This window comes from Enterococcus sp. C76 (assembly GCF_040886985.1).
Lineage (GTDB): Bacteria > Bacillota > Bacilli > Lactobacillales > Enterococcaceae > Enterococcus_B > Enterococcus_B lactis.
Map to the genome: position 1 here is coordinate 1 of NZ_JBFOEY010000013.1, position 22,884 is coordinate 22,884.

Annotated in this window: 28 protein-coding genes and 1 pseudogene; 3 read left to right on the top strand and 26 right to left on the bottom strand. The window is 35.3% G+C overall.

What is annotated here, in order from left to right; translation table 11 throughout:
- Positions 1-198: 198 nt before the first annotated feature.
- Genes AB3I00_RS13150 through AB3I00_RS13160 form a run of 3 tightly spaced genes read right to left on the bottom strand, consistent with a single transcriptional unit; the run spans position 199 to position 2,892 of the window.
- Positions 199-672 carry a PTS glucose transporter subunit IIA gene (locus AB3I00_RS13150; RefSeq protein WP_368025426.1) on the bottom strand — a complete coding sequence of 158 codons (474 nt, stop codon included), beginning with the start codon at positions 670-672 and terminating at the stop codon, positions 199-201.
- A 12-nt stretch (positions 673-684) separates the two neighbouring features.
- The gene (locus AB3I00_RS13155) at positions 685-2,187 is read right to left on the bottom strand and encodes a PTS transporter subunit EIIC (protein ID WP_368025427.1); all 1,503 of its coding nucleotides are present in this window, start codon (positions 2,185-2,187) and stop codon (positions 685-687) included.
- Positions 2,188-2,202: 15 nt separating this feature from the next.
- Positions 2,203-2,892: an N-acetylmannosamine-6-phosphate 2-epimerase gene (locus AB3I00_RS13160; protein WP_368025428.1), complete on the bottom strand. Its 690-nt coding sequence runs from the start codon at positions 2,890-2,892 to the stop codon at positions 2,203-2,205.
- Between the two features lie 159 nt (positions 2,893-3,051).
- Here AB3I00_RS13160 and AB3I00_RS13165 point away from each other — a divergent pair, with 159 nt between their 5' ends.
- Both AB3I00_RS13165 and AB3I00_RS13170 read left to right on the top strand, forming a co-directional pair.
- The gene (locus AB3I00_RS13165) at positions 3,052-3,870 is read left to right on the top strand and encodes a MurR/RpiR family transcriptional regulator (RefSeq protein WP_368025429.1); all 819 of its coding nucleotides are present in this window, start codon (positions 3,052-3,054) and stop codon (positions 3,868-3,870) included.
- Between the two features lie 44 nt (positions 3,871-3,914).
- A pseudogene (locus AB3I00_RS13170) lies at positions 3,915-4,193 on the top strand (helix-turn-helix domain-containing protein); the annotation flags it as partial.
- Between the two features lie 23 nt (positions 4,194-4,216).
- On the opposite strand, the gene AB3I00_RS13175 reads toward AB3I00_RS13170, so the two are convergent.
- The 4 genes from AB3I00_RS13175 to AB3I00_RS13190 form a co-directional block, all read right to left on the bottom strand.
- Positions 4,217-4,567: a type II toxin-antitoxin system PemK/MazF family toxin gene (locus tag AB3I00_RS13175; RefSeq protein ID WP_086311656.1), complete on the bottom strand. Its 351-nt coding sequence runs from the start codon at positions 4,565-4,567 to the stop codon at positions 4,217-4,219.
- Complete coding sequence (locus AB3I00_RS13180) at positions 4,561-4,824, bottom strand: PbsX family transcriptional regulator (RefSeq protein ID WP_368025430.1); 264 nt, start codon at positions 4,822-4,824, stop codon at positions 4,561-4,563. The genes AB3I00_RS13175 and AB3I00_RS13180 overlap by 7 nt, the downstream gene beginning before the upstream one ends.
- Before the next feature lie 227 nt (positions 4,825-5,051).
- The gene (locus tag AB3I00_RS13185) at positions 5,052-5,141 is read right to left on the bottom strand and encodes a hypothetical protein (RefSeq protein ID WP_368025463.1); all 90 of its coding nucleotides are present in this window, start codon (positions 5,139-5,141) and stop codon (positions 5,052-5,054) included.
- A 152-nt stretch (positions 5,142-5,293) separates the two neighbouring features.
- Entirely contained in the window at positions 5,294-5,554 is a 261-nt protein-coding gene (locus tag AB3I00_RS13190) for a hypothetical protein (RefSeq protein ID WP_002296240.1), read from the bottom strand.
- A gap of 153 nt (positions 5,555-5,707) precedes the next feature.
- Between AB3I00_RS13190 and AB3I00_RS13195 the strand changes: the two genes are divergently transcribed.
- Positions 5,708-5,830, top strand: coding sequence for a putative holin-like toxin (locus AB3I00_RS13195; protein WP_002295624.1), 123 nt, complete (start codon positions 5,708-5,710; stop codon positions 5,828-5,830).
- A gap of 159 nt (positions 5,831-5,989) precedes the next feature.
- Here the strand turns inward: AB3I00_RS13195 and AB3I00_RS13200 are convergent, their stop codons facing one another.
- From AB3I00_RS13200 to AB3I00_RS13290, 19 genes are all read right to left on the bottom strand, one after another.
- Positions 5,990-6,247 carry a hypothetical protein gene (locus tag AB3I00_RS13200; RefSeq protein ID WP_002295625.1) on the bottom strand — a complete coding sequence of 86 codons (258 nt, stop codon included), beginning with the start codon at positions 6,245-6,247 and terminating at the stop codon, positions 5,990-5,992.
- A gap of 21 nt (positions 6,248-6,268) precedes the next feature.
- On the bottom strand, positions 6,269-6,754 hold the full coding sequence (gene ssb / locus AB3I00_RS13205; RefSeq protein ID WP_368025431.1) for a single-stranded DNA-binding protein: 486 nt from the start codon (positions 6,752-6,754) through the stop codon (positions 6,269-6,271).
- Between the two features lie 2 nt (positions 6,755-6,756).
- Positions 6,757-7,656, bottom strand: a complete 900-nt coding sequence (locus AB3I00_RS13210; protein ID WP_368025432.1) for a nucleotidyl transferase AbiEii/AbiGii toxin family protein — start codon at positions 7,654-7,656, stop codon at positions 6,757-6,759.
- A 12-nt stretch (positions 7,657-7,668) separates the two neighbouring features.
- Positions 7,669-8,265, bottom strand: coding sequence for a type IV toxin-antitoxin system AbiEi family antitoxin domain-containing protein (locus AB3I00_RS13215; protein ID WP_002293530.1), 597 nt, complete (start codon positions 8,263-8,265; stop codon positions 7,669-7,671).
- Positions 8,266-8,345: 80 nt separating this feature from the next.
- Complete coding sequence (locus AB3I00_RS13220) at positions 8,346-8,495, bottom strand: hypothetical protein (protein ID WP_002295632.1); 150 nt, start codon at positions 8,493-8,495, stop codon at positions 8,346-8,348.
- Between the two features lie 15 nt (positions 8,496-8,510).
- The gene (locus tag AB3I00_RS13225; protein WP_368025464.1) at positions 8,511-10,715 is read right to left on the bottom strand and encodes a DNA topoisomerase 3; all 2,205 of its coding nucleotides are present in this window, start codon (positions 10,713-10,715) and stop codon (positions 8,511-8,513) included.
- 10 nt (positions 10,716-10,725) lie between these two features.
- Positions 10,726-12,186, bottom strand: a complete 1,461-nt coding sequence (locus tag AB3I00_RS13230; RefSeq protein ID WP_368025433.1) for a toprim domain-containing protein — start codon at positions 12,184-12,186, stop codon at positions 10,726-10,728.
- Between the two features lie 60 nt (positions 12,187-12,246).
- On the bottom strand, positions 12,247-14,619 hold the full coding sequence (locus AB3I00_RS13235) for a hypothetical protein (protein ID WP_368025434.1): 2,373 nt from the start codon (positions 14,617-14,619) through the stop codon (positions 12,247-12,249).
- An 11-nt stretch (positions 14,620-14,630) separates the two neighbouring features.
- Entirely contained in the window at positions 14,631-14,825 is a 195-nt protein-coding gene (locus AB3I00_RS13240) for a hypothetical protein (RefSeq protein ID WP_368025435.1), read from the bottom strand.
- Positions 14,826-14,970: 145 nt separating this feature from the next.
- The gene (locus AB3I00_RS13245) at positions 14,971-15,306 is read right to left on the bottom strand and encodes a hypothetical protein (RefSeq protein WP_002296380.1); all 336 of its coding nucleotides are present in this window, start codon (positions 15,304-15,306) and stop codon (positions 14,971-14,973) included.
- 20 nt (positions 15,307-15,326) lie between these two features.
- Positions 15,327-16,919 (bottom strand): MobP2 family relaxase, encoded by a 1,593-nt coding sequence (gene mobP2, locus AB3I00_RS13250; RefSeq protein WP_368025436.1) that lies wholly within the window; start codon positions 16,917-16,919, stop codon positions 15,327-15,329.
- A 19-nt stretch (positions 16,920-16,938) separates the two neighbouring features.
- Entirely contained in the window at positions 16,939-17,361 is a 423-nt protein-coding gene (locus tag AB3I00_RS13255; protein WP_002332779.1) for a hypothetical protein, read from the bottom strand.
- Between the two features lie 17 nt (positions 17,362-17,378).
- Entirely contained in the window at positions 17,379-17,657 is a 279-nt protein-coding gene (locus AB3I00_RS13260; protein ID WP_002390111.1) for a hypothetical protein, read from the bottom strand.
- A 221-nt stretch (positions 17,658-17,878) separates the two neighbouring features.
- Positions 17,879-19,276, bottom strand: a complete 1,398-nt coding sequence (locus AB3I00_RS13265) for a PcfJ domain-containing protein (RefSeq protein ID WP_368025437.1) — start codon at positions 19,274-19,276, stop codon at positions 17,879-17,881.
- Entirely contained in the window at positions 19,273-20,421 is a 1,149-nt protein-coding gene (locus AB3I00_RS13270; RefSeq protein ID WP_368025438.1) for a hypothetical protein, read from the bottom strand. The genes AB3I00_RS13265 and AB3I00_RS13270 overlap by 4 nt, the downstream gene beginning before the upstream one ends.
- A gap of 52 nt (positions 20,422-20,473) precedes the next feature.
- Positions 20,474-21,151 carry a hypothetical protein gene (locus tag AB3I00_RS13275; protein WP_002318173.1) on the bottom strand — a complete coding sequence of 226 codons (678 nt, stop codon included), beginning with the start codon at positions 21,149-21,151 and terminating at the stop codon, positions 20,474-20,476.
- A gap of 18 nt (positions 21,152-21,169) precedes the next feature.
- Positions 21,170-21,400, bottom strand: coding sequence for a hypothetical protein (locus AB3I00_RS13280; RefSeq protein ID WP_002333394.1), 231 nt, complete (start codon positions 21,398-21,400; stop codon positions 21,170-21,172).
- Between the two features lie 22 nt (positions 21,401-21,422).
- Entirely contained in the window at positions 21,423-22,229 is an 807-nt protein-coding gene (locus AB3I00_RS13285) for a hypothetical protein (protein ID WP_368025439.1), read from the bottom strand.
- Positions 22,230-22,239: 10 nt separating this feature from the next.
- A complete protein-coding gene (locus AB3I00_RS13290) occupies positions 22,240-22,884 on the bottom strand; it encodes a hypothetical protein (protein WP_368025440.1) in 645 nt (214 codons plus the stop codon).

The window sequence follows — 22,884 nt, forward strand, 5'->3', positions numbered from 1 at the left end:
GACCATTTATAGATACCTAGACAAGATAAAGGAAACAAAAACAACAGCTTCTCAGTAGTTAACTAGAAGCTGTTGTTTTATTTTAAATAAAATTTTCTCATATCTTCTATATATAAGAAATAACCAACTATGCATTTTTAAACTAATAGTCACCTTGTTTACATAGATAACCAGCTAGCATCAGAAAACGAATAGATTTTAAGAATAAATTTCCCCACAAGACTGATTATTTTCTATCAATTCATTATTTACATTTAAGTTGCTGATTTGATTTTCTTCTGTAAAAACTATAATAACCGAAGGATCTTTTTTGGCCTTCACTATTTGCTCAAAATCAACTTCAGCAATTAAATCTCCATTTTTCACCTTATCATTCTCTTTAACAAAAATTGAGAAAGGTTCTCCATTTAGCCTAACTGTATCAATTCCAATATGAATTAAATAATTTATACCCGATTCTGTTTTCAAACTAATTGCATGTTTCGTTGGAAATATTGAAACTACTTGTCCAGTAAATGGGGCAGTAATTTTTTTATTATTAGGTATAATAGCAAATCCATCTCCTAATAACTTTTGTGAAAATACAGGATCTTTTACTTCTGTAATTGGAATAACTTGTCCTGAACATGGAGCATAAATTACCTCTTTTTTCTTTTTAAAAAATTGAAACATCTAGAATGCCTCCTAATTATCTTGTTCTAATATTTGATTAATTTCTTGGCTAAATAAATCTGCTTTCCCACCAAAAACTGCTTGAATACCTCCATTAACCTCAAAAACAGCTGTCGCACCAAGATTTTTTATTTTTTGTTTTTGTATAATTTGACCATCCAAAACAGCTACTCGCAAACGAGTTGCACAAGCTTCAACAGATACAATATTATTTTTTCCACCCAGTGCTTCAATAATTATCATAGCTTCTTCGTATAGCGATGTATTTTTACTTTTTATTTCTTCAGAAGGAACCTCTGCATCTTCTACCATTCCAGGAATAGCTACCTTAAATTTTTTAATAAAAAATGTAAAAACAAAGAAATATATAAGTGCCCACACAATACCAAAAGGTATTAATTTCATCCAATTAGTTTTATCATTTCCTTGAAGAACCCCAAATAATAAGAAATCAATTAATCCTCCAGAGAAAGAATTTCCTATACGAATATTTAATATATCAGCAAAATAAAAAGATAATCCATCTAGAAATGCATGAATTACATATAACCAAGGAGCAACAAATAAAAACATATACTCAACAGGTTCAGTGATTCCAGTTAAAAATGATGTAAGGGCTCCGCTAAAATAAAGACCACCATTTTTTTTACGATTTTTCTTAGGAATTGCACGATACATTGCATAACATGCTGCAGGCAAACCAAACATCATTGTTGCAAATCTTCCTGCAAAAAATCTAGTCCCATAAGTAAATAAACCAGTATGATTGGAATCAGCTAGTTGAGCAAAAAAGATGTTTTGTGCACCAGAGATTGTTTGGCCAGCCACCATTTCTGTGCCACCCAAAGATGTATACCAAAACAAAGGATAGATTGTGTGATGTAAGCCCACAGCACCAGTTAATCGAAGTAAAAAACCATATAGAAAGGTTCCTAAGCTACCCATTTGCGCAATTTGTTCACCAGCAACTACTAAACCGTTTTGAATTGGCGGCCAAATCAAATAAAAGAAAGCACCAATAACAATTGCAGCTAAACTGGATACGATTGGAATAAATCTTGACCCTCCGAAAAATCCTAAGAATTGTGGCAACTCTATTTTTCTATATCGATTGTGTAAAAATGCTACCGTTCCTCCAATAACAATAGAACCAACTACTCCTGTATCAAGTGTTGCATCTTTTGCTGAAAAAAGCTCCAGAAATCCACTTATAGTTGCAGTATATACTAGATAAGCTACCCCTCCAGCTAAACCGGCTGTTCCCTTATCTCCATTTGAAAGTCCTACAGCAATCCCAATTGCGAAAATTAGTGCCAAATTTGCAAAAACTGCATTTCCAGCATAACTCATAATGCTCAAAATCGTATGCAACCAAGTTTGATTTAAAATTGGATAAGCATTTATAGCGCTCTCATTTGTTAATGCTCCTCCAAGCCCTAATAACAAACCAGCCACGGGCAGTATAGCAATTGGCAACATAAACGCACGACCTAATTGTGAAAACTTCTTAAACATTTTTTCTCCTCCTAACTAATTTAGTGCTTTAATAAATCTTGAAGCAATTTCTTGCGGACGAGTAATAGCCCCCCCCACAACAATGCCTGCAACTCCTAATTTCTTTATTTCTTTTGCTTGTTCTGGAGTATGGATTCTCCCCTCGGCAATTACACAAATATTATCTTCGACTAACTTCTTAATCAAATTTATATCTGGACCTTCTTGTTGCTTACTTTCTTCAGTATAGCCACTTAAAGTCGTTCCTATAAAATCAATTCCTGCTGCATAAGCATTTTTTCCTTCTTCAAAAGTAGAAATATCTGCCATAAATAATTGATGAGGATATTTTTCTTTTATTTTGGTAATAAAAGTATTGATAGATAAACCATCATGACGATTTCTGAGAGTGCAATCAAGAGCAATCACTTCAACGCCAGTTTCTACTAACTCATCTACTTCCTTCATGGTTGGAGTAATAAATGGAGACTCTGGTGGGTAATCTCTTTTAATAATTCCAATCATTGGTAACGAGACGCATTTTTTTATTTCTAAAATATCTCGAACAGAATTTGCACGTATTCCAACTGCACCGGCTCTTTGAGCAGCTAAAGCAAAATAAGGCATTAAACTCCCTTCTTCTTTATAAAATGGTTCACCAGGTAATGCCTGACATGAAACAATCAAGCCATTTGAAATACTATCTAAAAAATCTTTTCTATTCATTATCCTAAACACTCCATTTTTTTATTTTTTTCGGATAATAACTCCAAAGACAATATAGCATCCGCTTTCATAAATGTAAAGATAAAAATGGAGTTTTTAGGAGTTTTTTTTAACAAATTGGAGTATAATGGAGAAAACTTCAATTGTAGAGGGGTTTATATGAAGTACACTTATTTAATTAGAGAAAATTATCCATTTTTAACGAAGTCTGAAAAAAAAGTTGCTGATTATATTTTAAATTCTGGGAATACCATCATTTATAGTACAATGAGTGACATCAAAAAAAATACAAAAGTTGGTGATGCAACTATCATTCGCTTTTGTCAAAAAATCGGTTTTTCTGGTTTTTCTGATTTAAAAATTGAAATTGCGAAGGAAGACTTTAGCCAAAAAAAAGAACATCAAACTAGTAAAAAATACTATGACGAAATTGCTAATAATTTAACCGAAGCTCTTCATTCGACCATTCGACTATTGGACGAGGAAAAATTGAATGATGCCGTTAAAATGATTACTCAATCAAAAAATATATATTTATTTGGTGTTGGGTCTAGTGGAAATACGAGCCTTGATTTAGAAAGTATGTTTCTACGAGTAGGAGTTCAAGCAAAAGCTGTATTAGACCCTCATTTTCAAGCTCAAGTTGCTTCCTTATTGACTGTTAATGATTTAGTGATCGCTTTTTCTTTGTCTGGAAAAACAAAAGACACTTATGATTCACTAAAAATAGCTAAGAAAAATGGCGCAAAAATTATTGCAATCACTAATTATATTCATTCACCTATAGGAAAATCTGCTGATTTAGTTTTACAAACTGCTATTGAGGAATTTTTGAATGGCGGATCTTTAGCTGGAAAAATCTCCCAACTTTATATTTGTGATCTACTAGTACAGGGCTATGAACAAAATAATAATATTGATTCGGTTGGATTAAGAGAAAAAGTTTTACGTTCTATTATTGATAAAAGTATTGATTAAATGGATAGCGACAGACTGAAGCGTAATTCATTTGTGGATAAATTATTAAGGATCCAATAATTCAAATTTTAGCCATGATTGCTGATCAAGAATGTACCGAATCAAAACAACTCCAAGCAATTGCAAAAGCTAACAGTGTCTATAAAGGCCGTCCAAAGCTATACAGTGCTAACGCAAAAGATCCCCAACAACGCTTAGTGTACAAAAGCATCGTTGAAGATTTTAAAAAAGGTATTGCGATTGCTAAAATTGCGAAGGACTACAATGTGACGAGACAAACCGTATATAGAATAAAAAAAGACAGCATGGTCAACGTCGGATAGTTGGTCATGCTGTTGTTTCTATTTTATTTACTTACTTTTTGAAATACTGTTCTAACTTTCATCAATAACTCCTCAACCAAACTATCATGTGCTTTTTCCAAGAAAATACACTCTCTGGCTTCATAATCAATTGTCGTTAATTGATCTAATAATACTTTTCCTGTTGTCTTCATTTCATATTTTGAATTAATATTTACATATAACGGATAGTTTCTAGTTGTACTAGAAATAGGAGCAACTGTAACAACATTACTATAATCTGCAATAATATCATGACTTAAAACAATATAAGGTCTTTTTCCTGTTTGTTCGTGTCCAGATCGAGGTGCTGTATTCAATAATAGAATATCGCCTTGTCTAGGCTTTCTCACCATTTTTCATTACCTACTGTTTCACCTAAGTTTTGAATCGTCACATGATTTCTTTCGTCAGTGTAATTTTCAAATAACTGCTCAATTGTTAATTCATTTTCTAAATTAGCAGCTTCGATGATTAGGCGCTTTTGACCGTTTACTTCTTCTTGTATTATCTTCACTTTGTCTTCTGTATGAATTCCAAGATATTCCATAATATACTTTGGCAATCTAAGACCATTACTATTTCCCCATTTTTTTATAGGTAGCATTTCCATATTAGACACCTCTTTCTGTATATACATAGTATAACACATTCAAGAAAGAATGTATATACATAATTATCCTTTCCTGTTAAATTAGATTAACATTCTATGAATTTTTGAACCAATAGAAGCCTTACTTTATCTTTTATTTCTCTTGCTCAACTTCAATGTCCTTTTCTAAATTAAGTTTTTCAGCAGATAAACAGAATGGCCAAAAAAGCATACCCTGTTGGTCTTTTTTAACCAGAAGATATATGAAGAATTTCATATATCTTCTGGTTTTTTTCTAAATTTATTGGTTTATCTTCAAAAAAAGTAAATTGTGTTATTTTCCATTTATGCGGTGGCGGTTGGAGTGAGAGAGAGGTTTTTCAATTGAGAAGGCGCTTGCGCCTTCCTAAAAAGGCCTTTTCATTTTTCTTGTTTCTATGTAAAACAAAAAGAGCTGCAGTCCTACATTAGGATTGCAACTCTTCTTTTTTTATATGCCCATCGATCGCGTAAAATGATCGGGATTTCTAACATACATGCTAGCAATAACTAGCTGATTTCGTTTATTGAAGTGACCTGTGACGGCAATATTGTATTTTCCATCATCCATAATTAGCAGTTTATCGATAATTTCAATATCTGCAACTACACAATTAATCGATTCATGAATTGTTTGTAAAGTAAAGCGAACCAATAATGGTTGTGTTTTTATTACTCGGATTTTATCAAGCAAACCAACATATTTGTTCATCACGATCACCTCGCTAAAATTATAGCAAAAACAGCTAAAATTGAGAATTTTTATTCGATTTTAGATATGCTATAATTATCAAGACAGTAAAGTTTAATGACGGTGGCGACTTCTGGAAGGTGGTGGTGCTTATGAATGTAAGTGCTAAAATCTATGAAAGGAGTAAGCCTTTTGTCCGCATATGAGACAATTCAAACCATTCTTGGTTTTGGTATGTTTACCATTGCTTTGATTAGTTTGATTGTAAATATGCTTAAAAATGACAAAAAGAAATAACCGTCACTTTAGCGAGGATCGGTTATTTCTCAATAAATAATTAATCTGAGCCGCCGTTCTTTAAACGGTGCTGTTAATGAGGGGTTGTTCGCGCAACTCCTCTTTTTCATGTTCATTATAGCAATATTTCGCAAGAAGTTCAACGATTTCCCGTTAAACCTACATATAAAGCGGTAGAATAGCCGTAAGTATAACAGCTGTCGCTGCTACTGTGACTTTAGTCAATCGCCAAAAGGAATTATCCTTTCCTGCTCTTTTTAAAAGATAAGAACAGACAAGATACACGAATACAAGAAATAGTGATCCTTTCGCAATTCTATTTACCAAAGGATTTTCAGTGACGCCCAAAGAAATCCCGTCTATAAATGCAATTACGGGTATCAATAGATCCATCGTCAGACTAATTTTTTTTGCCATGCTTACTCCTTCTTTCTCAAACTAAAACGGTAGATCATCATCGCTAATATCGATTGATTGTTCACCAAATGGATTCTGTGAAGCGTTCAATCCATTGTTGTTAGGCGTCGCTGTATCCCGTTGTTCAAAGGTGGCGGTGCTTGGACTGGTGGACGATTGATCAGCGTGCATACGGCTTTCTGTCGCTGCTTTACTTTCTAATAGTTGAAAGTTATCTGCTACAACTTCAGTCACATACACACGTTGTCCTTGCTGGTTGTCATAAGTCCGCGTTTGAATCCGCCCAACTACACCAATCAAGCTACCTTTTTTAGCTAATGTCGCCATTGTTTCTGCTGGTTTGCGCCAAATCACGCAGTTGATAAAATCAGCTTCTCGATTGCCGTTTTGATTCGTAAAATTACGGTTGACAGCTAGGGTAAAAGTCGCTACTGCAGTACCACTTGCGGTATAACGTAAATCGGGATCTTTGGTTAAGCGTCCTACTAATGTCACATTATTAATCATCTTTATCTCTCCATTTCTTTATTCATCTGTTGGTGTCTTTGATAAGCTAGTTTTCGCTCTTTTTCTTCGACCTGAATCACTTTTTCCATCAAATTACTAATCGAATCCATTGTCTCATCGTACGTGATTGACGCAGCATAAGGATTGCTTTTTTGATATTTCTTCCAGGTATCTTTTAGCTCATGACTATTTTTCAGTACATCCATATCCTTTTCGTAATAAATCTTTAACGGATCAGTTTTTCCTCGACATGTAAATGTATTTCTCACACTATCTTTCAAGGTCTTCTCATCGATCTTTTCCATTTTAGGAATAGTATAGAGATCATAAAAATCTTTTCCTCTCGAATTATCTGTTAAAAAATCAAAGGTTGCACTTAATTTTTCGGCAATAATTTGTTCTGTAGGATAAGATTCCAAAGGAATCGTTCGATCTTCAAACATCAATTTATGACTGTGAGTGATCGTTGCAGGATAGATCGAGTCACCTGTCGTCACATCTACCTTAAAATCTGGCCGCATATTTTCCAAATGTGCCAGCACACGTAAGCTAAATCCTGGATAGTAATCGGCTTCTCTCGTTTCTTTCATTCCTTGAATCTCAAATTGAATGCCTTCTTTCGTCGGCGTTAAAAAAATATCGTTTAGAACCGTTGTTAATGTTTCTTTGGTTACTTTCATTTCCCGTAAAGTCGTATCAATATCTTTGGTTGTACGATTTTCAATGCCATACTTTGAGCCAATTAAGAAGCCGCCTTTTAACACAAAATTTTCACGATAAGGAGACTCTGAGATTTTTTCCAAGAATTTTTCCATCATAAAATGTCTTAAAACAAGCTGCGGATCAACTTCTTTTTCTCTAGAAATATTCTTCACTTTTGCTTTTAATTGCGTAGGTGTCATGTGTATTCTCCTTTAATTTAAAGCCATAATATAAGAGCGCATCGTTTTATCTGTAGGCAAAATTCGTCGATACTCATTCAATTTTCTAAGATTTTTTCTGTCCGACTCCATGTAGTTTTTGATTGCTTTTACTTTGATTTCATCCTCAACGTTATACCAGGGATTCCAAATGTCACATAAGGTTCTTTCTGGATCATAAGCTATAACAGGATTTCCATAGCGACTCTTTATTTCGATCTTGCCTAATTCATACCATTCCGCTTTTGAATAGTGTAACTCAACCGCGAATTCCTTCAACCCCTTTTCAGAAACGTGATAACCGTAAGGTACGGTTAGATCGATCTGTCTAGGGATCATATCCGTTAAATCATATAAATCCAACGCGGTGATATGCGAAATAATGCCGCGTTCATATTTTTTTTGCGCCATAAACAATTCATCAGGAAATTGACCAGGTAAGGTGAAAAAGCCTGGATACTCTCGATCCAGCTCCCCTCGATCTACCATACGTTTGATCGTAACAGGAGAAATGCCCGCTTTTTTAGCATCCTTCAAAGCCAAAGTTCCATTAAATTCTTCTAGTAGCTTATATACCATTGCTTTTGTCATTTTCTCCCTCCTTTGTATACGTATAAACTTATAAATATAGTATAACATAAGTTTATACGTATACAACAATCAGGAAGATTTTATCGATCTAATTCGATTTCTTTTTGAATCCGTTGCTGGTTCTTTAATTGCTGCAGTCTTCGTTTGCTGGCACGCATTTTTTCCTGTTCTGAACGAATTTTGGCTTTTTGATTTTCGATTTCTTGTTGTTTATGTGTGGTATTACGCATAAGATTAACCCTCCATTATTTTGTCGTGCGGCGTGTTCTTTTCTTATAGTTCGTTTTTTTCTTTTCAGAAAACTCAAACCCTGTGGTGAAATCTTCTTTTAAAACGATCGTTGCTTCAAACGAACCCTTCTGACCTTTTAACCCTTTCACAGGTTGGCTTGTTCGGCCATTTTGAATGATCTCTTTCAGCTGTGTCGCTGTAAGTTTCTTTTTGGCAATCGTTGTCCATAGTTTGAAATCACAGGCTTCAGACGTGCAAGCCGCCACCTTTTGATAAAGTATGACTTCTTGTTCCTGGCATTTTGGACAAATTCCTAAATGACGCGCCGCTTCTTGCTTTTCACTGGCTGCTTTCACCTCTTGTAACGTCGATCCAAAATCAGTGGCTTGGATTTGCCCTGGGACGACTTCCAACAAGTGAGAGACAAATTTTTGGATATTAGCTAGAAAAGTACCTTGTGTCCCTTTTTGCTCACCAATCTTTAATAGGTAATTTTCCCATTTGGCGGTCATTTCGGCGCTCGTAAGCAGCGGCTCTTTTTCCACGGCTTGGCAAAGCAAAATCCCTTTATTCGTCACCACGAGCTTATTTTTCTCTACCTTGATATATTCCTTTTGTTTCAAGGTTTCAATAATATTCGCCCGTGTCGCTTCTGTACCGATTCCTTCCACTTCTTTCAATATGGATTGCGCTTCTTCACTATCCACGGTTTTCCCAGCTGTCTTCATGGCGGTGATCAGTGTACCTTCCGTGTAAGGTTGTGGGGGCTTGGTTTCTTTTTCAAGAACTTGTAGATCTACCGTCACCGTTTCTCCTTTTGTCACTTTAGGAAGTAACGGCTCTTCTTCCTTCTCTTTTCCGTCGCTCTCTTTGCCAAATAACTTCTTCCAACCTAGATCTATCGGTACTTTTCCGATTGCCTTTAACTGAAGCTGCTGGACTTGCGTCAAGATCGTTGTTTCTTCATAGGTATATTTTTCCGCAAACATGGCCACCGTTGTTTTTAACACTTGTTCATAAATGGCCTGCTGCAGTGGACTTAGTTGTTCAAAAGCCGCTGCTGTCATAACCGTTTTTGTAGGAATGATCGCGTAATGTTCCTGGACTTTCTTGTTATTCACATACCGACTATTCGGCGTATGAATAGGGGTTGGGATTGATTCGGCCTTTAAAAAATGCTTGTATTTATCTAAATGATCCAACAGATACGCATACTCCCCTTCCGTAATATAAGGGGTGTCTGTTCGCGGATAGCTTAGATATTTCCCTTCATATAAGCCTTGCATGGCTTCCAAAGTGTCTTTGGCACTAGCTTTCATGAGTTGATTCATTTTAGACTGAAGGCTAGATAGAGAAAAAAGACGTGGACTTGCCGCGCTTTTTTTCTCGGTTTCGACTTCAAGAATCGTGCCTGGCTGCTTTCCTACTTGAACGCCTTTTTCTTTTAAATAGGCTTCAAATGCTTCTTGCGTCGCTTGTATTTCATTCGGATCAAGCTTCGCACCAAATGTGCCATTTTGAGTGGTTACTTGGGCTTTTCCTTCAAAATATGGTTCTTTTTGGAAGTTTCTAATCTTTTCCTGCAGCTGATAAATCATGTAAAGCGTTGGAGTTTGGACTCTACCTAAGGAAAAGCTTCCTGGTATGCCTTTTTGCTGCAAGAGTAAACTATACAGTGGGCTACCGTTCATCCCAATTAACCAATCAGCGATCTGACGTGCTTGTGCTTCTTCAAATTTTGGATAGGTCTCTTCTGCGTCTCGTAACTGTTGGAATCCTTGATAAATGGCTTCTTTTTCTAAGGAGTTGATCCAAAGTCTTTTAAAAGTCTTTCCCTGCTCTGCGCCTGCTTGTTGAATGATCGTCCAAGCGATCAGTTCCCCTTCACGATCGCTATCTGTCGCAATAATAATGGTGTCGGCCGATTGAAGTTGCTGTTTCACCACGTTGAATTGCTTTTTCTTATCTTTAGGAACATGATAGTGATAATGTGTAGGGAAAATAGGCAAATGTTCTAATGACCATTGTTTCCAATTTTCATCGTACATATCGGGCGAATCTAACTCGACTAAATGACCAAAACCATACGTGATCACAGTTTCTCCTGTAAACAATCGATCTTGGATCTCAAAATACCCATCTTTTCGAGTGGCTTTAGAAAAGCTATCGGCATAAGCTTTCGCTTGTGACGGCTTTTCTGCTAAAATAACGGTTTTCATCATGACGATTTCACTCCCTTTCTTGTTGTCTGCCTTGTTGAAACAACATGGCACGTTTTTGCTTTCTGATTTCTTGTTGCTGGATCTCATGCTTCAATTGATCGTTCCAATCCTTTTTCACTTCAGGTACAAATTCATGTTCATGATTTTTATAGCCTTTGTAGTATTGTTCTGCTTTATAAGAGAAAAGAATCTGAGAATTAATATCCCCTTTTCCTTGATAAAAACGATCAAAATCGTACGTACCATTCGAGCGTTCACAATCTTTTAATTCTTTTGCGACTTCTCTACAAATATCTTTCAAACTAATGACTTCTATTGAATCGTTAACAGAAAGTTGCTGACCAAAAGACGCATTGACTTTGTGAGCGGAAACCAGTTGGTTCGTTAATTGCAGATTGTTTTCTGTCTTGTGTATGGCCATAATAGCTTCTGGTGTGACCTTTTCTTCTTTTGCGACTTCTTCATAAATGACTTTGTATTCTCTTGGCACTTGCCAATCATTAGCGATTCCTCGTTCACAACGTACTTTCTGATTCGTAAATGGATCGACTGCGCCCATTAATTGTTCTTTTTCGTAGAAAATATGTCCTGCACGGTCATTATCCACACAAATCTCGATGGATTGAGGAAAGGCTTGTTTCTTTCTCAATTCAGATACTGCCTCACCAAAATAATGACTGATCACATGGTGTTTTAACCCTTCCATAGAGACTAACCACATATCGTTTAACTGATCACGATTCAGTGCCGCGTAGCTAAGTAAATCAATACTACTCTCAAAAAATTTTAACTGTTTAGGATCACCAATCTTTAGGTTAAAGCCATGATTCGCTGTCGAATTTTTATCTATATGCTTATATGTGCCTCTCTCACCAAAACGTTCATAATCAATGAACGTTCCTTGATAACTCGCCCCTACTGTCTCTTTTGTCTGTGGATCTTTCCATAAAAAGGCGACCGTATGATCTAAACGATCGTCTCGAACTAAGAAATTTTGCCGTTCATGTTTTGGCTTTAGTTCGGCAATCAATCCTTCTTTTTCTGCATAATCAATCAGCCACTCTGGTAGTTTTCGTTCTTCCTTCAGATAATTCCTTCCTTTTTCTGTGAGTGGTTGATAATCAACGGGGTGATCTTTGTACTTTTCTGTCTCAAAATGAAGATTTTCCACTCGTTCTGTTTTGTCTTCATTCTTTAGAATAAAATCAGTGGCTGCTTTAAATTGTTGCTTAGGGTCTTGGATCTCTTTGTCTATGAAAAAAAGTTTAGCTAATTCAATAATGTCACCACTAATATTTTGACTGTTCCAATAAAAACGTTGTTTTCTTCGTTCAAAAACAAATGAATCATGGTCTTCTAAGCGATAGTCTCGTCCTTTATTGACTACAGCCATTCCATTGTTTCGAGCAAAATCCACTATATCGATCTGTTTACATCGATCAATAAGACTCATTTTTTTCTCTGTCATTTTAAAACCTCCCAAAAGAAAAAAGACTATCCGTTTTTCAGATAGTCTTTTTTACTTGTTTTATACACGTTCTTTTTGTGACAATTGTTGTTCATAATAGATTTCATTTTTTCGTTTGGCCACTTCTGACACTGTCTCAAGTGAAAATCGGAATGGATTTCCTAGCGCAAATTCTTCTGAAGGTAACGCCGTTTGGATCTCTTTTCCATAACTTTTTCCTTTTAAAATTACTTGATTATGCTGCGGATCTTCAATAAACGCCGCATCCTTCAAATGTAACGTTCGACCCGTATCTTCCTCCATTACTTTCCCGTCTTTCTTGTCGATCCAAAGTGAGCCAACAGGAACAATATTCTTTTGTTCTGCCGTTTCCACAGTATTTTTATGCTCTTGCTTCACTTCTGCTGGTTGGATCTCTGGTTCTCTTTCTCTGTATTGATTGATTTCATTAGAAATGGTTTGAATGAATTCATTTGCGACACGGCTGACATCATTCATGATTTTCCCACGTTCCGCAGCTTCCTTATCATCCAACGTCTGACCATTCTTCGTCCATGTCGCAATATAAGGAATAGCTTTCTCCGAGGTGTCCATCCCAAAATGCTTGCACACAATATAGGAGGTCATTTCTGCCTGTAGTTCTTTTGTTGCAGTATCTAATTCTGAAAATTTGTGCATTCTAGCATGGGCTAATTCGTGAATACTTGTGGCTAAATGCTGCGTAGGAGTATTTCGAGTATTCATCACGATTTCTTCTGCACCAGTGACCTTGTCATAGACATAAGCCCCACGTGTTTGTCCTAATTCTCTTTGATAGATTTCGCTCTCCGTCATATCTCGAATTTGAATTCCAATATTGTTGGCTACCGCTTGAATCCCAGCTTGAAGTTCTGACTGACCTTTAGCATCCAATTGAAAATCAAAGACACGGTTCGGGAAGATTTTCGGATAGTCTTCAGGCTTCAATTGTGTTTGTGTGATATCAAACACTTTTTCAATCGTGTAGTAAGGCTTTTTGATCACTTCGATTTGACCACTTTCGATTCGTTTTTTATCTTCTGGTGTAGCTTCTGTTTCTCGAACAAAACCACGTCCTTTCTCATAAAATCCTTTGACCGTTTTTCTGACAAAGATCTTGTTCCCTTGTTCCCCTTTTTTGATATAGATTCCTTCTTTTTTCAACGCGGCACGACCTAAACAAGCCGTTGCGCCTGGAAATTGTTCCTCGATCAATAATTGATTTCTAAAGGATCGTTCTGGAAAACGCGACATAAAGTTCAGAAGTTCTTTCACGTCTTCAGGAGAATGGGTATGCTTTTTCACCGCGTCCAGTGCCTGTTGCGAAAGGGATTTGACTTCTTGCTTAATCTCTTCTGCCGTTCGTTTTTGATAGCCCTTTTGTTTTGTTTCTGTTTCTTTCGACTGCATTTGTTCTTTCGAAACAGGTTCATTTTTGACCGTTTGTTTTTGTTCCTTCTCAGGTACTTGCTCGCACAATTTTGCTAACTCTAAATAGATGGATTGATTACTGTTGACGCCATCACCTAGATCCATTCGGATCTGATCGACTACTTCTCCGTTCTTCACTTCTTCAAAATAGAATTTATAATAACCTGCTTCTGCAGCGTACTGGTTATCCAACGCTTTAAGTTGATCGATCAATTCTAATGTTACGATCTCCCCACCATAACTTTTCAATCCTTTTTCTGGATCATTTTCGTTGAATTCTACTCGATAGAAATGATCGTTTTCTTTCTCCTTCAATGAATCAGTTGGCGCAGCCTCTTCAAGTAATTCACGAACAGCTGCTTTTTCCTCTTCCGACGTGGCTTGGTATTTTTTAGATTCCTCAAATTCCCCGTTTTCATTCAGTTCTAAAGCGACTTTTCGATAGCCTTTCAGAAAATAAATGGTCGGATTTTTTTTCCATTGCGTTACTCGTCCGCTGTCAATGATCGCTTGTACTTCAGGGAGGATATTTTCTTTTCCTTTTTCTGATTTTTCTTTCAGCTGTTCTAATGTTTCCAACTTCCGTTGATATTTTCGGATCGTGGCGGCTGAAAAAGACGATTCACCTTTTTCAAAGCGTTCGATTTCTTCTCTGATTCTTGGAATATTTTCGATCGTCATATCTAGTCCGCCGTACTTGTTATAACCCATTTCCTTTAGCTCTTCTTGTCTTTCAAGTTTTTCTACCTGTTTTTCTTGTTGCTTGATCTCTTCTCTCAGACTTTGGACTTTATTTTCGATTCGTTCTTGCTGGTTAAACCATGAACGGCCATTTCTCTTGTCGTTCATTGGTTGACCGTTCGTCATTTTTTGGTGTTCAAACATCTTTTCGATTTGTTCATTTAATTCATTTTGCAATCGTACTAATTTTCTTTTGGATTTTCCCAAACGACTATTGTCTAGTGGTTCTTTTTCTTCTGCCATGTTTTTTCCTCCTAAACAAATGGATAATCTTCTACCGCATCGACGAACGTCTTCGTAGTCAGATTTAACGTTAAAATATCGCCACTTTGATAAGCTTTTGCCGCTTTGTCTGTGACGACAAAAGCTCTGCCCGTTTGAATTTCTGTCACAAAAACGAGATTGTCTCTGCTTTTTTCAACAACAACTCCAATCGTTGAATAAGCCATTTCTTCTTCCTCCCTTCTCTTTCTTTTGATATAATGTAGTCGCAAATCGCACCACTCATTGAATTGGCGGAAAACAATTCATTGAAAAAAAGAGTCCTGGACAATTACGTTCAGGACTCTTTTACTTCTTTTATTCACTTAACAACTAACATTCTGTGAGTGAAATGGACTCTTCAATGCTTTTACACGGGAAGTTATTGATCCCCTCTTCATTCATTTCCCAAGTAGTATAATAAGGTGCTAACTTGCCCTCATATTCTTGAATGATAAAATATTTTTCACCATTCACATGATTACAACAATACACACCAGTAGCTGGGTACTCAACGACTAAAAATTGATTTGGATCAAACTGTTCGTTTCTCAACATTTCTCTTATCTGAAACAAATGCTCTTTTTCTAAACAATCGGGAAGTTGTTCGATTCGTTCTTCTCTTAATGATCCTTCTATAACTTTCCATTGATCTAAATATTGTTTCATTGCTATTCCTCCTACTGTCTTTACTGTCTTTCTTGTTCCATTTGGATTCTTCGTTGTTGCTCTTCGTAGGCTTTACTTGCGTGGTATTTTTCTTCATGGGCATTAATCGTTCGATTTAATTGACGCAAACTCCGTTGCGTGACAACTCTTTGTTGGAATTGTTTCCTGCGCTTCATGAATTCTTCGTAACTATATTTGTATTCATTCGTTGGTAACTGTTTAAGCGTTCGAAAGGATCGTTCATTGTAAATAGATTGCATCTGATCGACACCTTCTATTAATGGTTTTATTTGACTATCTTGTCTCTTCAGTTCTGTTAGGATGGCATTTCCTGTGCGCTTTTTTAAATCAAAGAGGGCGTTTTTTTCTGCATCCTTTGATTCTCTTTTGCTTTCCCCATAAAGACTTTTTGCTTCTTCTTTCAATGCTTTTGAAATCTGTATATATTCTTGATATTCAGGTTCTTTTGTTAAAACATATTTGGTTAACTCATCGAGTTTCTCTCTTGTGTATGGTGAAAGTTTGGTTCGTTTTTCATCCCCGTAATTCCATTCCGAACGTTTGTCAGGTAGGGTTTTATATACTTCATTTAATAAGTTCATTGCGTGTCGATCGTAACGCGCTGGCTCTTTTACCACTTTTGTTAAGGTGTTACGCAAATCACTTTTCCGCGTCAATAAATTTCGTTTCTCCATACCAATCATTCGATCCTTTTCATAAGAAAAACGTTCTAACTCATGTACATAATTGGTCTTCATTGCGTCTAATGTTGCTTGTCTTCTCTTTCCTTTCGGTACAACATAACTCACACCATTTTCAACCTCCGTGTAAGGTTTACGCGTATTTTCTTTTTCAACAACTGCAAAATGAATATGGATATGTTTGGTATTACGGTGAATCGTTGCCATCCAGTAGCCTGTTTCGTTCAGTTGCTCTTTCTCGAATAATGTCTCCATCATTTTTCTTCCTGCTGCTTTCAACCCTTCTTCATCTAAGGTATCTGTTTTGGGATCGTACAAGCCTATTTTTTCAAGATAGGAATTGTCGTGAGAGACAACATCTTGATAAATGATTGAGCCTTTTTGTTGCCCTCTTTGGAAGATTTGCTTAATCTCCTTCAGATCACTTCCCTTTACTTCGTCTGAAGCCATAGAAAAAACTCCAGGAAGGTTTCCTGAAGCTTTTTTGTGTGGCTCTGTTTGATATTTTTTTATTGCTTGGTTCAAGCGTTGGTATTCTTTTTGTTCACTTTGCGTCAGTTCTTTCTTTTGTTCTAACGCATAGTGACGGGTCATATAAGAAAGATATTTGGTAAAATCTTGTTCCTCTAACTTGTCAAAGTTGATTCCATTTCCCATCAACGATTGCGCTTCATTCGCCGTTTCACTGAATTCTTTATCCGTCTTACTCTCCGAAAAAGTTTCTCCTTCAGGAATATAAAAATCCTCTAAAGCATTCTTGATTCGTTGCAGTTCCTGTTCTTCTTCAGGCGTACGTCGTTCCATTTCTTCCAGCGCTTTTTCTCTTGTCATATAATCAATGTATGTTGAAAAAGATTTTTTATTGGGCAAGGTAAATTGACAAGTGAGAATGACTGCAGGCGATTTATTCATCATGTTCCCCTTCTACTTTTTATCTTTTTAAAAACTTTGTTGGATCAAACGGGTCTACTCTGGCATGAACAGATTCATTTATTGGTTTCTTGATCTTAGGAGAATACTTTTTCGTTTGATTCGCTTTTATTTTCCCTTCCACACGCTCTTTTGCTTCTTGATAGACAGTTGAATTTGTACCAATTAGTATTCCTGTATCTTTCAAATGAAGATCCGCAAACTCTGAAACCATTTCGGTTAAAATAGAAATTTCCTTTCCCATTGCATTCAACTTTGCGTTCGTCATATTATTATTTTTTTCAATTTCTGGATCGTAATTCATACATAAAAATCGAATGGCTTCAGAATAATTTTTTACCGTAGGTTGAGTTTCCATAATATGTTTTAAAACTTCATCGTGCGCTTCATAAAATGTAATATGCTTTTCTATCGCTTTAACCATAGAACATTATCTCCTTCCTAATGTGTGATTAATATTTCAATTAAGTTCTTGACCTCGTTCGTGTATGCTTCCAAAACTTTTGTATTATGCAGCTGAACATCTGTAAATTTTTCCAATAAACGATCAAATTGATCTTTCTTGTAGTCCATTAAAGGACGTTCAAAGTCGTTTTCAATCAATAATTTTAAATAGTCATTCCTGCTCCATTTTGAGTCTGTTTTTTTTCTTAACTCTTCACAACGTTTATCAATTTCATTAATGTACTTGGTATTAATATCTCTGATAATGATATCCATATGATTCTCCTTTTTACATTATGGATAGTCTATGGATAGTATCCACAAGCTATCCATAATATAGGTATTTGCTATCCACAGACTATCCATGAAACTCAATTTTTGATATCAGATTTTTTCCTTAGAAACGTGGTAGGCACAGCCTACCTAGCACCTTTCGTAAGAAAGTGATATCACGTTTCCTTATGCTCTTTAAAAATTAAGAAGAACTTGAGGTGAGATCATTTGTACGGAATAGCTCTAACAACCTTTTTGATCTCATCAAGTTCTTGTTTATCTGGCAATGAATCGTATTTTCCATAGCACTGTACCACTTCATAATTGCCATACTTTCTTTTCTCTATTTCAACTGTATAACGATGCTTCTGTCGTTCATATTTCCAAATAGTTGAACCACCTCTTTGTATTTTTTCTAAGTAACTATATACACAATGGTGCATAGTTGATCCTTCCATAAAGAGTTCCTTATTTGTTTTAATCAAAGTAAAGTGAGGATGATTTTGTAAATGTTTGACAAGCAACCTGTATTTACCATGTTGTTTCAATTTGAATGTCTTTAATCTTTTAGCTTGTTTCAAATTATATTCTTCAACAATTTGATTATGCTGTCTTAATAATCCTCGTTCTGTTTTAAAATTAAATTCTAGTTTCTGATTTAAATAAAAACTCATGTCCATTAAATCAGATAGAATAATCGTTGCAAAACTTGGTAAAATACAGTTTTGAACATAACTAATTAATAAAGATTTTACGAATTCACGGCTGTTCTTCCTTATAAAATCAAATCTTTCTGAAGGAAAAACATCAATGTCTTCCTGTTCGATTGCAGCTTCTATTCTTCTAAACTGTTTTCTGGTTACTCTTGGTTTTAACTTAATCAGCGCATAAGTATGACGTAGAGGATATTTATTTACCTTCTTAGTAAATTTTTTTGACGGATACTTCTTACACAATAATTCATATTTATTTTTTGCTTCTATAATCTCGGCCCAAGTGAAAGGTAAGGAATCTTTTTCTTTCATCATTTCTTTAATAAACGGATTGATTTTTTGAAAAATAGATTCACATGAACCATCCATGAATGTGAGGGGTCTCTCGTAGGATAATGTAATTTGTTTCTTCCCTCTTCGTTCTAGAATGGTTAATCCATTTGGTTCATCTTGTAAAAACAAATGTTGAAAGTCATTATAACGGATATAAAATGGTCGTGACTCAAAATAAATAGAACGACCAATACTTTCAAATTTTAACTGAGTAAATTTGAGACTATCGTATTCTTCACCAGCGCATATTAAAACTCCCTGATCATCTTCAATCAGTCGGCGGTTTCTTTGATAGGTGACTCTTACTAAATATTCTAAGTTTGTTGTTCCATCAAATTTTATTTCTGAAATAGTTTCTTTATTTTTACTAATATAATTTTTGAATCGTCTTAAATGGGAAATGATTTTTGATTCTTTGGGATCAATGATTCTTCCTTCACGACAAATAAATGTCAAATAGTCGTATTCTCTTTCTATTTGGAATAATCCCATCAATTCATCATTATCTTCAATTGAATAGTGTTGAAAATGATTACTGATATCTTCAAACAAATGATTCAAATTGACTAGACTCATTGAATCTCATCTTCTTCCATAGGAAGCTTTTTAGTTACTTCTAAAGCATCACTTTTCCAGCCAATGTATGGTTTGTTTTGTGGAATATTTCTTCCATTTAACGACAATTTTCCAATGCCATATCTTAGATTTGCTTCGACTTCATAAAAATTGTAGACCTCTTTTCTTCGGTCGATTGCTTTCGTCTCCTGGTCATCTTTTAACGTAGTTCTGATTCCCTTAACGGTAGCTTCATGGATACTCGTGTGAACAATATCTGTATTGATCAATTCGTCATATCTTCCAAAATCAACATAGTACTCATAACCAAGAAGTGTCGGAATCAAGTCAATCTCAATTTCTTTTTCAATTGAACGTTTAATAAGTTTCGTGGATACATACCCTACCAAAAAGAGAATAATACCCACTTCAAACAAATACATGTGTCCATTTACAAAGTGAACAAACGTCATTAAAAATTCCTTCACTCCTTTTGTTGTTCTTCCAAATTGTTCGAGTTGTTTTATTAAAGTTGCTAGAATTGCATTTACAATAATTAAATCGAATAGACTTTTGAAAAGTTTTCCTGCTGTTAGTTTTTGCCTGGTAAATTGCATGACTATTTGAGTAAAAATAGTCAATAGCATGACAAAAATCAACGTCATTAGCACTGTAAAAATGTCTGATGCTGCAATCCTATTAGGATCATTTAATAAGTAATAAGCCGTTCCAAATACTCCAATCGAGTAAATGATTAAATCAAGTATAAGACGAGCCAAATAGATACAAAGTTTACCTAATGGCCATAATTGTAGAATCCAAAATTCTTTTCGCTTGCTATTTCTTTTCAAAGGAAGCCAAGTGTGTTTGATCCAGTCGGTCGATTTTATTTCAATTTCTTCCTTGATCTCTTTCTTCTTTTTTGACCATCGAGAAGGCATGATTTCGTAAATCTGTATACATAGACAAAGAATCATGGCACACGACAATAAACTCATAAATCCTTTAAATGACGATAATAGACTTATAAATCCCTTAGATGTCAGATCCTCGGTGGTAACCCAAAGGAAAATTGTTCCCGCAATCACGGACACACTGACGAGAAACCCAACGATAAATAGGGCAATATAGCTGATCCATAAAAATCTTTGATACGCTTTTTTCATAGGATATTCCTTTCAGTTAATTTAGTTTTTAATAAAGATATAAAAGATATATTTATTTAGAAATTACTCCTACATTGGCAAAGGTTTCGTCTTTAAGTTCTACTATTTCTTTCTCGTCTAATAAGCCGTAATCGAACTTACCTTTTACTTTATCGTAGCTGTAAGTAACAAAATCTTTTTTAGTTGAATACTCGTTAATAGGAACTGTATAGATAAATAATTTGGTATTTTCTATTTCTTCTTTTGAACACTTATCCATAAACTTCGAAAGAATGTCTTTAATTATAAATACGTTTACTCGATATTCTGCGGACATTCCCCCCTCTGATAAATCATTTTTTAAGTGAATAACAGAATGTGCCCAATCGATCTTAACAAGCAGATGAATAAATCCTTCGACCGGATTATTTATCAGATAGTGATATTGGTTTTCAATCGATCCTTCGAACAAAAAGGTGTTTAGTTTTTTGCTGCTTAAATCATGTTGGATGACGCTATTTTCATAGTGCCTTTTTGCTACTTCGTATCCTGCTCTGTATATAGCAAATCGATTGTGTGTTTTATTCAATGCATATTCTAGTACGCTTGAAGTTGAAATATCTATTTCACCTTTTTCAGATTTTTTTGATGCTCCTCCGATTTCTCCCCGTCTAATGGCAGCTCGTAATCCTGGTGCAGTCATTTTAACTTCAAATTCTTGTAAGTAGTTAATTGTTTCTTTTATATTCATGGAAATCCTCCTATTTTTTTATTTATTATCAGCTGTAAAATATTTTTTAGCAGCTATATATAGAGCTTCAAATGATCTGAATTTTAAGGTATCTAAACTCTTTCTACCATTCTTCAACTCAGATATTGTTGTGTTAGATAAATTCACTTCTTGACATATTTCTTTAGCTTTTACAACTTTGAGATAGGCTTTAATCAATACTTTCTGCTCAGCGAAAGTATCTTTGCCGACCAAGTTCGCTCGCTTCATTTCTTTTACTCCACCTATTCTTCTAAATATTTTCTTTTGTCATACGATCAATTTTTTCTTGAAGTTTTTGGATGCTCTCTTCTTGATCTTTCATTTGCGTTTTCGATGTTTCAATTTCTTGCTGGTAACTATTAATCTTATTTTCAGTATTTTCCTGATCTTCTGCGACTTGATAAGGCAACTGATCTTTTAGCTTCTTCACTAATTCTTCATTCAAATCAATGGTTGCTTGGAAGGATTCAATTTGTTTTTGTGCTGCTTTTTGTTCTTTTTTGTATCCTTTCACTTTGTAATTGATTGCATGTTGTTCATAATCTTCGTCTTTCACGTGATCTTTGACCTTATCTTCGTGAATATAAAAAATCAGATCTTGCGGTTCTTGCATATCCACCTTTGAATCAATTTTTTCAGGAATAATGGTTAAACGCATGGCGATATATTCTTCTGGTACATGTGATAGCTTCACTACAAAATAATCATCAAACACCTTGATCACTTTGGCTTTTATTGCTTGATAATCCCCTTTAGCTGTCTTTACTTCTACACGATAATTAAGATTAGCTAGTTCTTTTAATAAGCTCTGATCTTCATCGTCGATCGCAAATTCAAAAACTAATTGCTGGTTCGCTCCTTTTTCTTTTGAAACCATCGTCAGTTCTTTCGTGTTTAAAAATGCGTTCGTGCTTACTTCATCTGGTATGTCTACCTTTTTATGTGTGTAAATCGGACTAGCAAGAATCAAAAAGCCGAGAATCATAAAGATTCCCAGCCATCTAAGATAACTTTTTCGTTTTTTAAAACGTTGTCTTGCTCCTTTTTTCTTACTCATTTTCTTCCTCCTAACGAGTGAAATAACTAAAGTCTGTGACTTTCCATTGACCATCTACTTGTTTTTCAGTGACAGTTAATCCACCTTTTATTTTTTGCGGTTTGACATCTTTGAATTGAGGATTGCCGATTGTATAATCAACAAATACGACAAAATTTTGTTCCTCTTTTACACTGCTTGTTTGAGCGTAAGTTTGCACGTCACCTAATGTAAAGGAGTAACTTCCGTAATCATCATGTTGGTGATCATCGTCTGCAGGACTTAATTTGTCGATCACTTCTTGGGTTGCTACATCTTTTAGTTTTTCCGTTAATTCATTTCTACTTAATGATTTATCAATGGCCAATTTACCAAACTCTTCTGCCGTCTTACTTTGTGCTTCAGTTACTTCCTCTTTTGCTTTTGTGCCATCTTGTTGCTTCAGCTGATCGATTTCTTGGTTTTTCTCATTGATGGTTTGATTTAACTTGTCGATCTTCGCCTGTGCCTCAGAGGAATTTTTTTTGAGCTTCTCAGACGCGTTTTTAGCCACTTCTTCAATTTTATAGGTATTTGTCGCTTGTTCCTCTTTCAGCTGCCAAAACAACGCGATATTGCCGATTAAACTAATGCTAATTGCAGCTGTTAAGACGATTTTTAACGTTTTATTTTCCAT

Excerpts from the sequence above, each read along its gene's own strand:
- AB3I00_RS13150 (WP_368025426.1), bottom strand. The coding sequence starts at position 672 with ATGTTTCAATTTTTTAAAAAGAAAAAAGAGGTAATTTATGCTCCATGT.
- AB3I00_RS13210 (WP_368025432.1), bottom strand. The coding sequence starts at position 7,656 with ATGACACCTACGCAATTAAAAGCAAAAGTGAAGAATATTTCTAGAGAA.
- AB3I00_RS13200 (WP_002295625.1), bottom strand. The coding sequence starts at position 6,247 with ATGGCAAAAAAAATTAGTCTGACGATGGATCTATTGATACCCGTAATT.
- AB3I00_RS13275 (WP_002318173.1), bottom strand. The coding sequence starts at position 21,151 with ATGAATATAAAAGAAACAATTAACTACTTACAAGAATTTGAAGTTAAA.
- AB3I00_RS13285 (WP_368025439.1), bottom strand. The coding sequence starts at position 22,229 with ATGAGTAAGAAAAAAGGAGCAAGACAACGTTTTAAAAAACGAAAAAGT.
- AB3I00_RS13190 (WP_002296240.1), bottom strand. The coding sequence starts at position 5,554 with ATGAACAAATATGTTGGTTTGCTTGATAAAATCCGAGTAATAAAAACA.
- AB3I00_RS13230 (WP_368025433.1), bottom strand. The coding sequence starts at position 12,186 with ATGACAGAGAAAAAAATGAGTCTTATTGATCGATGTAAACAGATCGAT.
- mobP2 (WP_368025436.1), bottom strand. The coding sequence starts at position 16,919 with ATGAATAAATCGCCTGCAGTCATTCTCACTTGTCAATTTACCTTGCCC.
- AB3I00_RS13220 (WP_002295632.1), bottom strand. The coding sequence starts at position 8,495 with ATGCGTAATACCACACATAAACAACAAGAAATCGAAAATCAAAAAGCC.
- AB3I00_RS13255 (WP_002332779.1), bottom strand. The coding sequence starts at position 17,361 with ATGGTTAAAGCGATAGAAAAGCATATTACATTTTATGAAGCGCACGAT.
- AB3I00_RS13290 (WP_368025440.1), bottom strand. The coding sequence starts at position 22,884 with ATGGAAAATAAAACGTTAAAAATCGTCTTAACAGCTGCAATTAGCATT.
- AB3I00_RS13215 (WP_002293530.1), bottom strand. The coding sequence starts at position 8,265 with ATGACAAAAGCAATGGTATATAAGCTACTAGAAGAATTTAATGGAACT.
- ssb (WP_368025431.1), bottom strand. The coding sequence starts at position 6,754 with ATGATTAATAATGTGACATTAGTAGGACGCTTAACCAAAGATCCCGAT.
- AB3I00_RS13175 (WP_086311656.1), bottom strand. The coding sequence starts at position 4,567 with ATGGTGAGAAAGCCTAGACAAGGCGATATTCTATTATTGAATACAGCA.
- AB3I00_RS13260 (WP_002390111.1), bottom strand. The coding sequence starts at position 17,657 with ATGGATATCATTATCAGAGATATTAATACCAAGTACATTAATGAAATT.
- AB3I00_RS13270 (WP_368025438.1), bottom strand. The coding sequence starts at position 20,421 with ATGAAAAAAGCGTATCAAAGATTTTTATGGATCAGCTATATTGCCCTA.
- AB3I00_RS13265 (WP_368025437.1), bottom strand. The coding sequence starts at position 19,276 with ATGAGTCTAGTCAATTTGAATCATTTGTTTGAAGATATCAGTAATCAT.
- AB3I00_RS13225 (WP_368025464.1), bottom strand. The coding sequence starts at position 10,715 with ATGAAAACCGTTATTTTAGCAGAAAAGCCGTCACAAGCGAAAGCTTAT.
- AB3I00_RS13235 (WP_368025434.1), bottom strand. The coding sequence starts at position 14,619 with ATGGCAGAAGAAAAAGAACCACTAGACAATAGTCGTTTGGGAAAATCC.
- AB3I00_RS13165 (WP_368025429.1), top strand. The coding sequence starts at position 3,052 with ATGAAGTACACTTATTTAATTAGAGAAAATTATCCATTTTTAACGAAG.
- AB3I00_RS13160 (WP_368025428.1), bottom strand. The coding sequence starts at position 2,892 with ATGAATAGAAAAGATTTTTTAGATAGTATTTCAAATGGCTTGATTGTT.
- AB3I00_RS13155 (WP_368025427.1), bottom strand. The coding sequence starts at position 2,187 with ATGTTTAAGAAGTTTTCACAATTAGGTCGTGCGTTTATGTTGCCAATT.
- AB3I00_RS13240 (WP_368025435.1), bottom strand. The coding sequence starts at position 14,825 with ATGGCTTATTCAACGATTGGAGTTGTTGTTGAAAAAAGCAGAGACAAT.
- AB3I00_RS13195 (WP_002295624.1), top strand. The coding sequence starts at position 5,708 with ATGAAAGGAGTAAGCCTTTTGTCCGCATATGAGACAATTCAAACCATT.
- AB3I00_RS13180 (WP_368025430.1), bottom strand. The coding sequence starts at position 4,824 with ATGGAAATGCTACCTATAAAAAAATGGGGAAATAGTAATGGTCTTAGA.
- AB3I00_RS13280 (WP_002333394.1), bottom strand. The coding sequence starts at position 21,400 with ATGAAGCGAGCGAACTTGGTCGGCAAAGATACTTTCGCTGAGCAGAAA.
- AB3I00_RS13245 (WP_002296380.1), bottom strand. The coding sequence starts at position 15,306 with ATGAAACAATATTTAGATCAATGGAAAGTTATAGAAGGATCATTAAGA.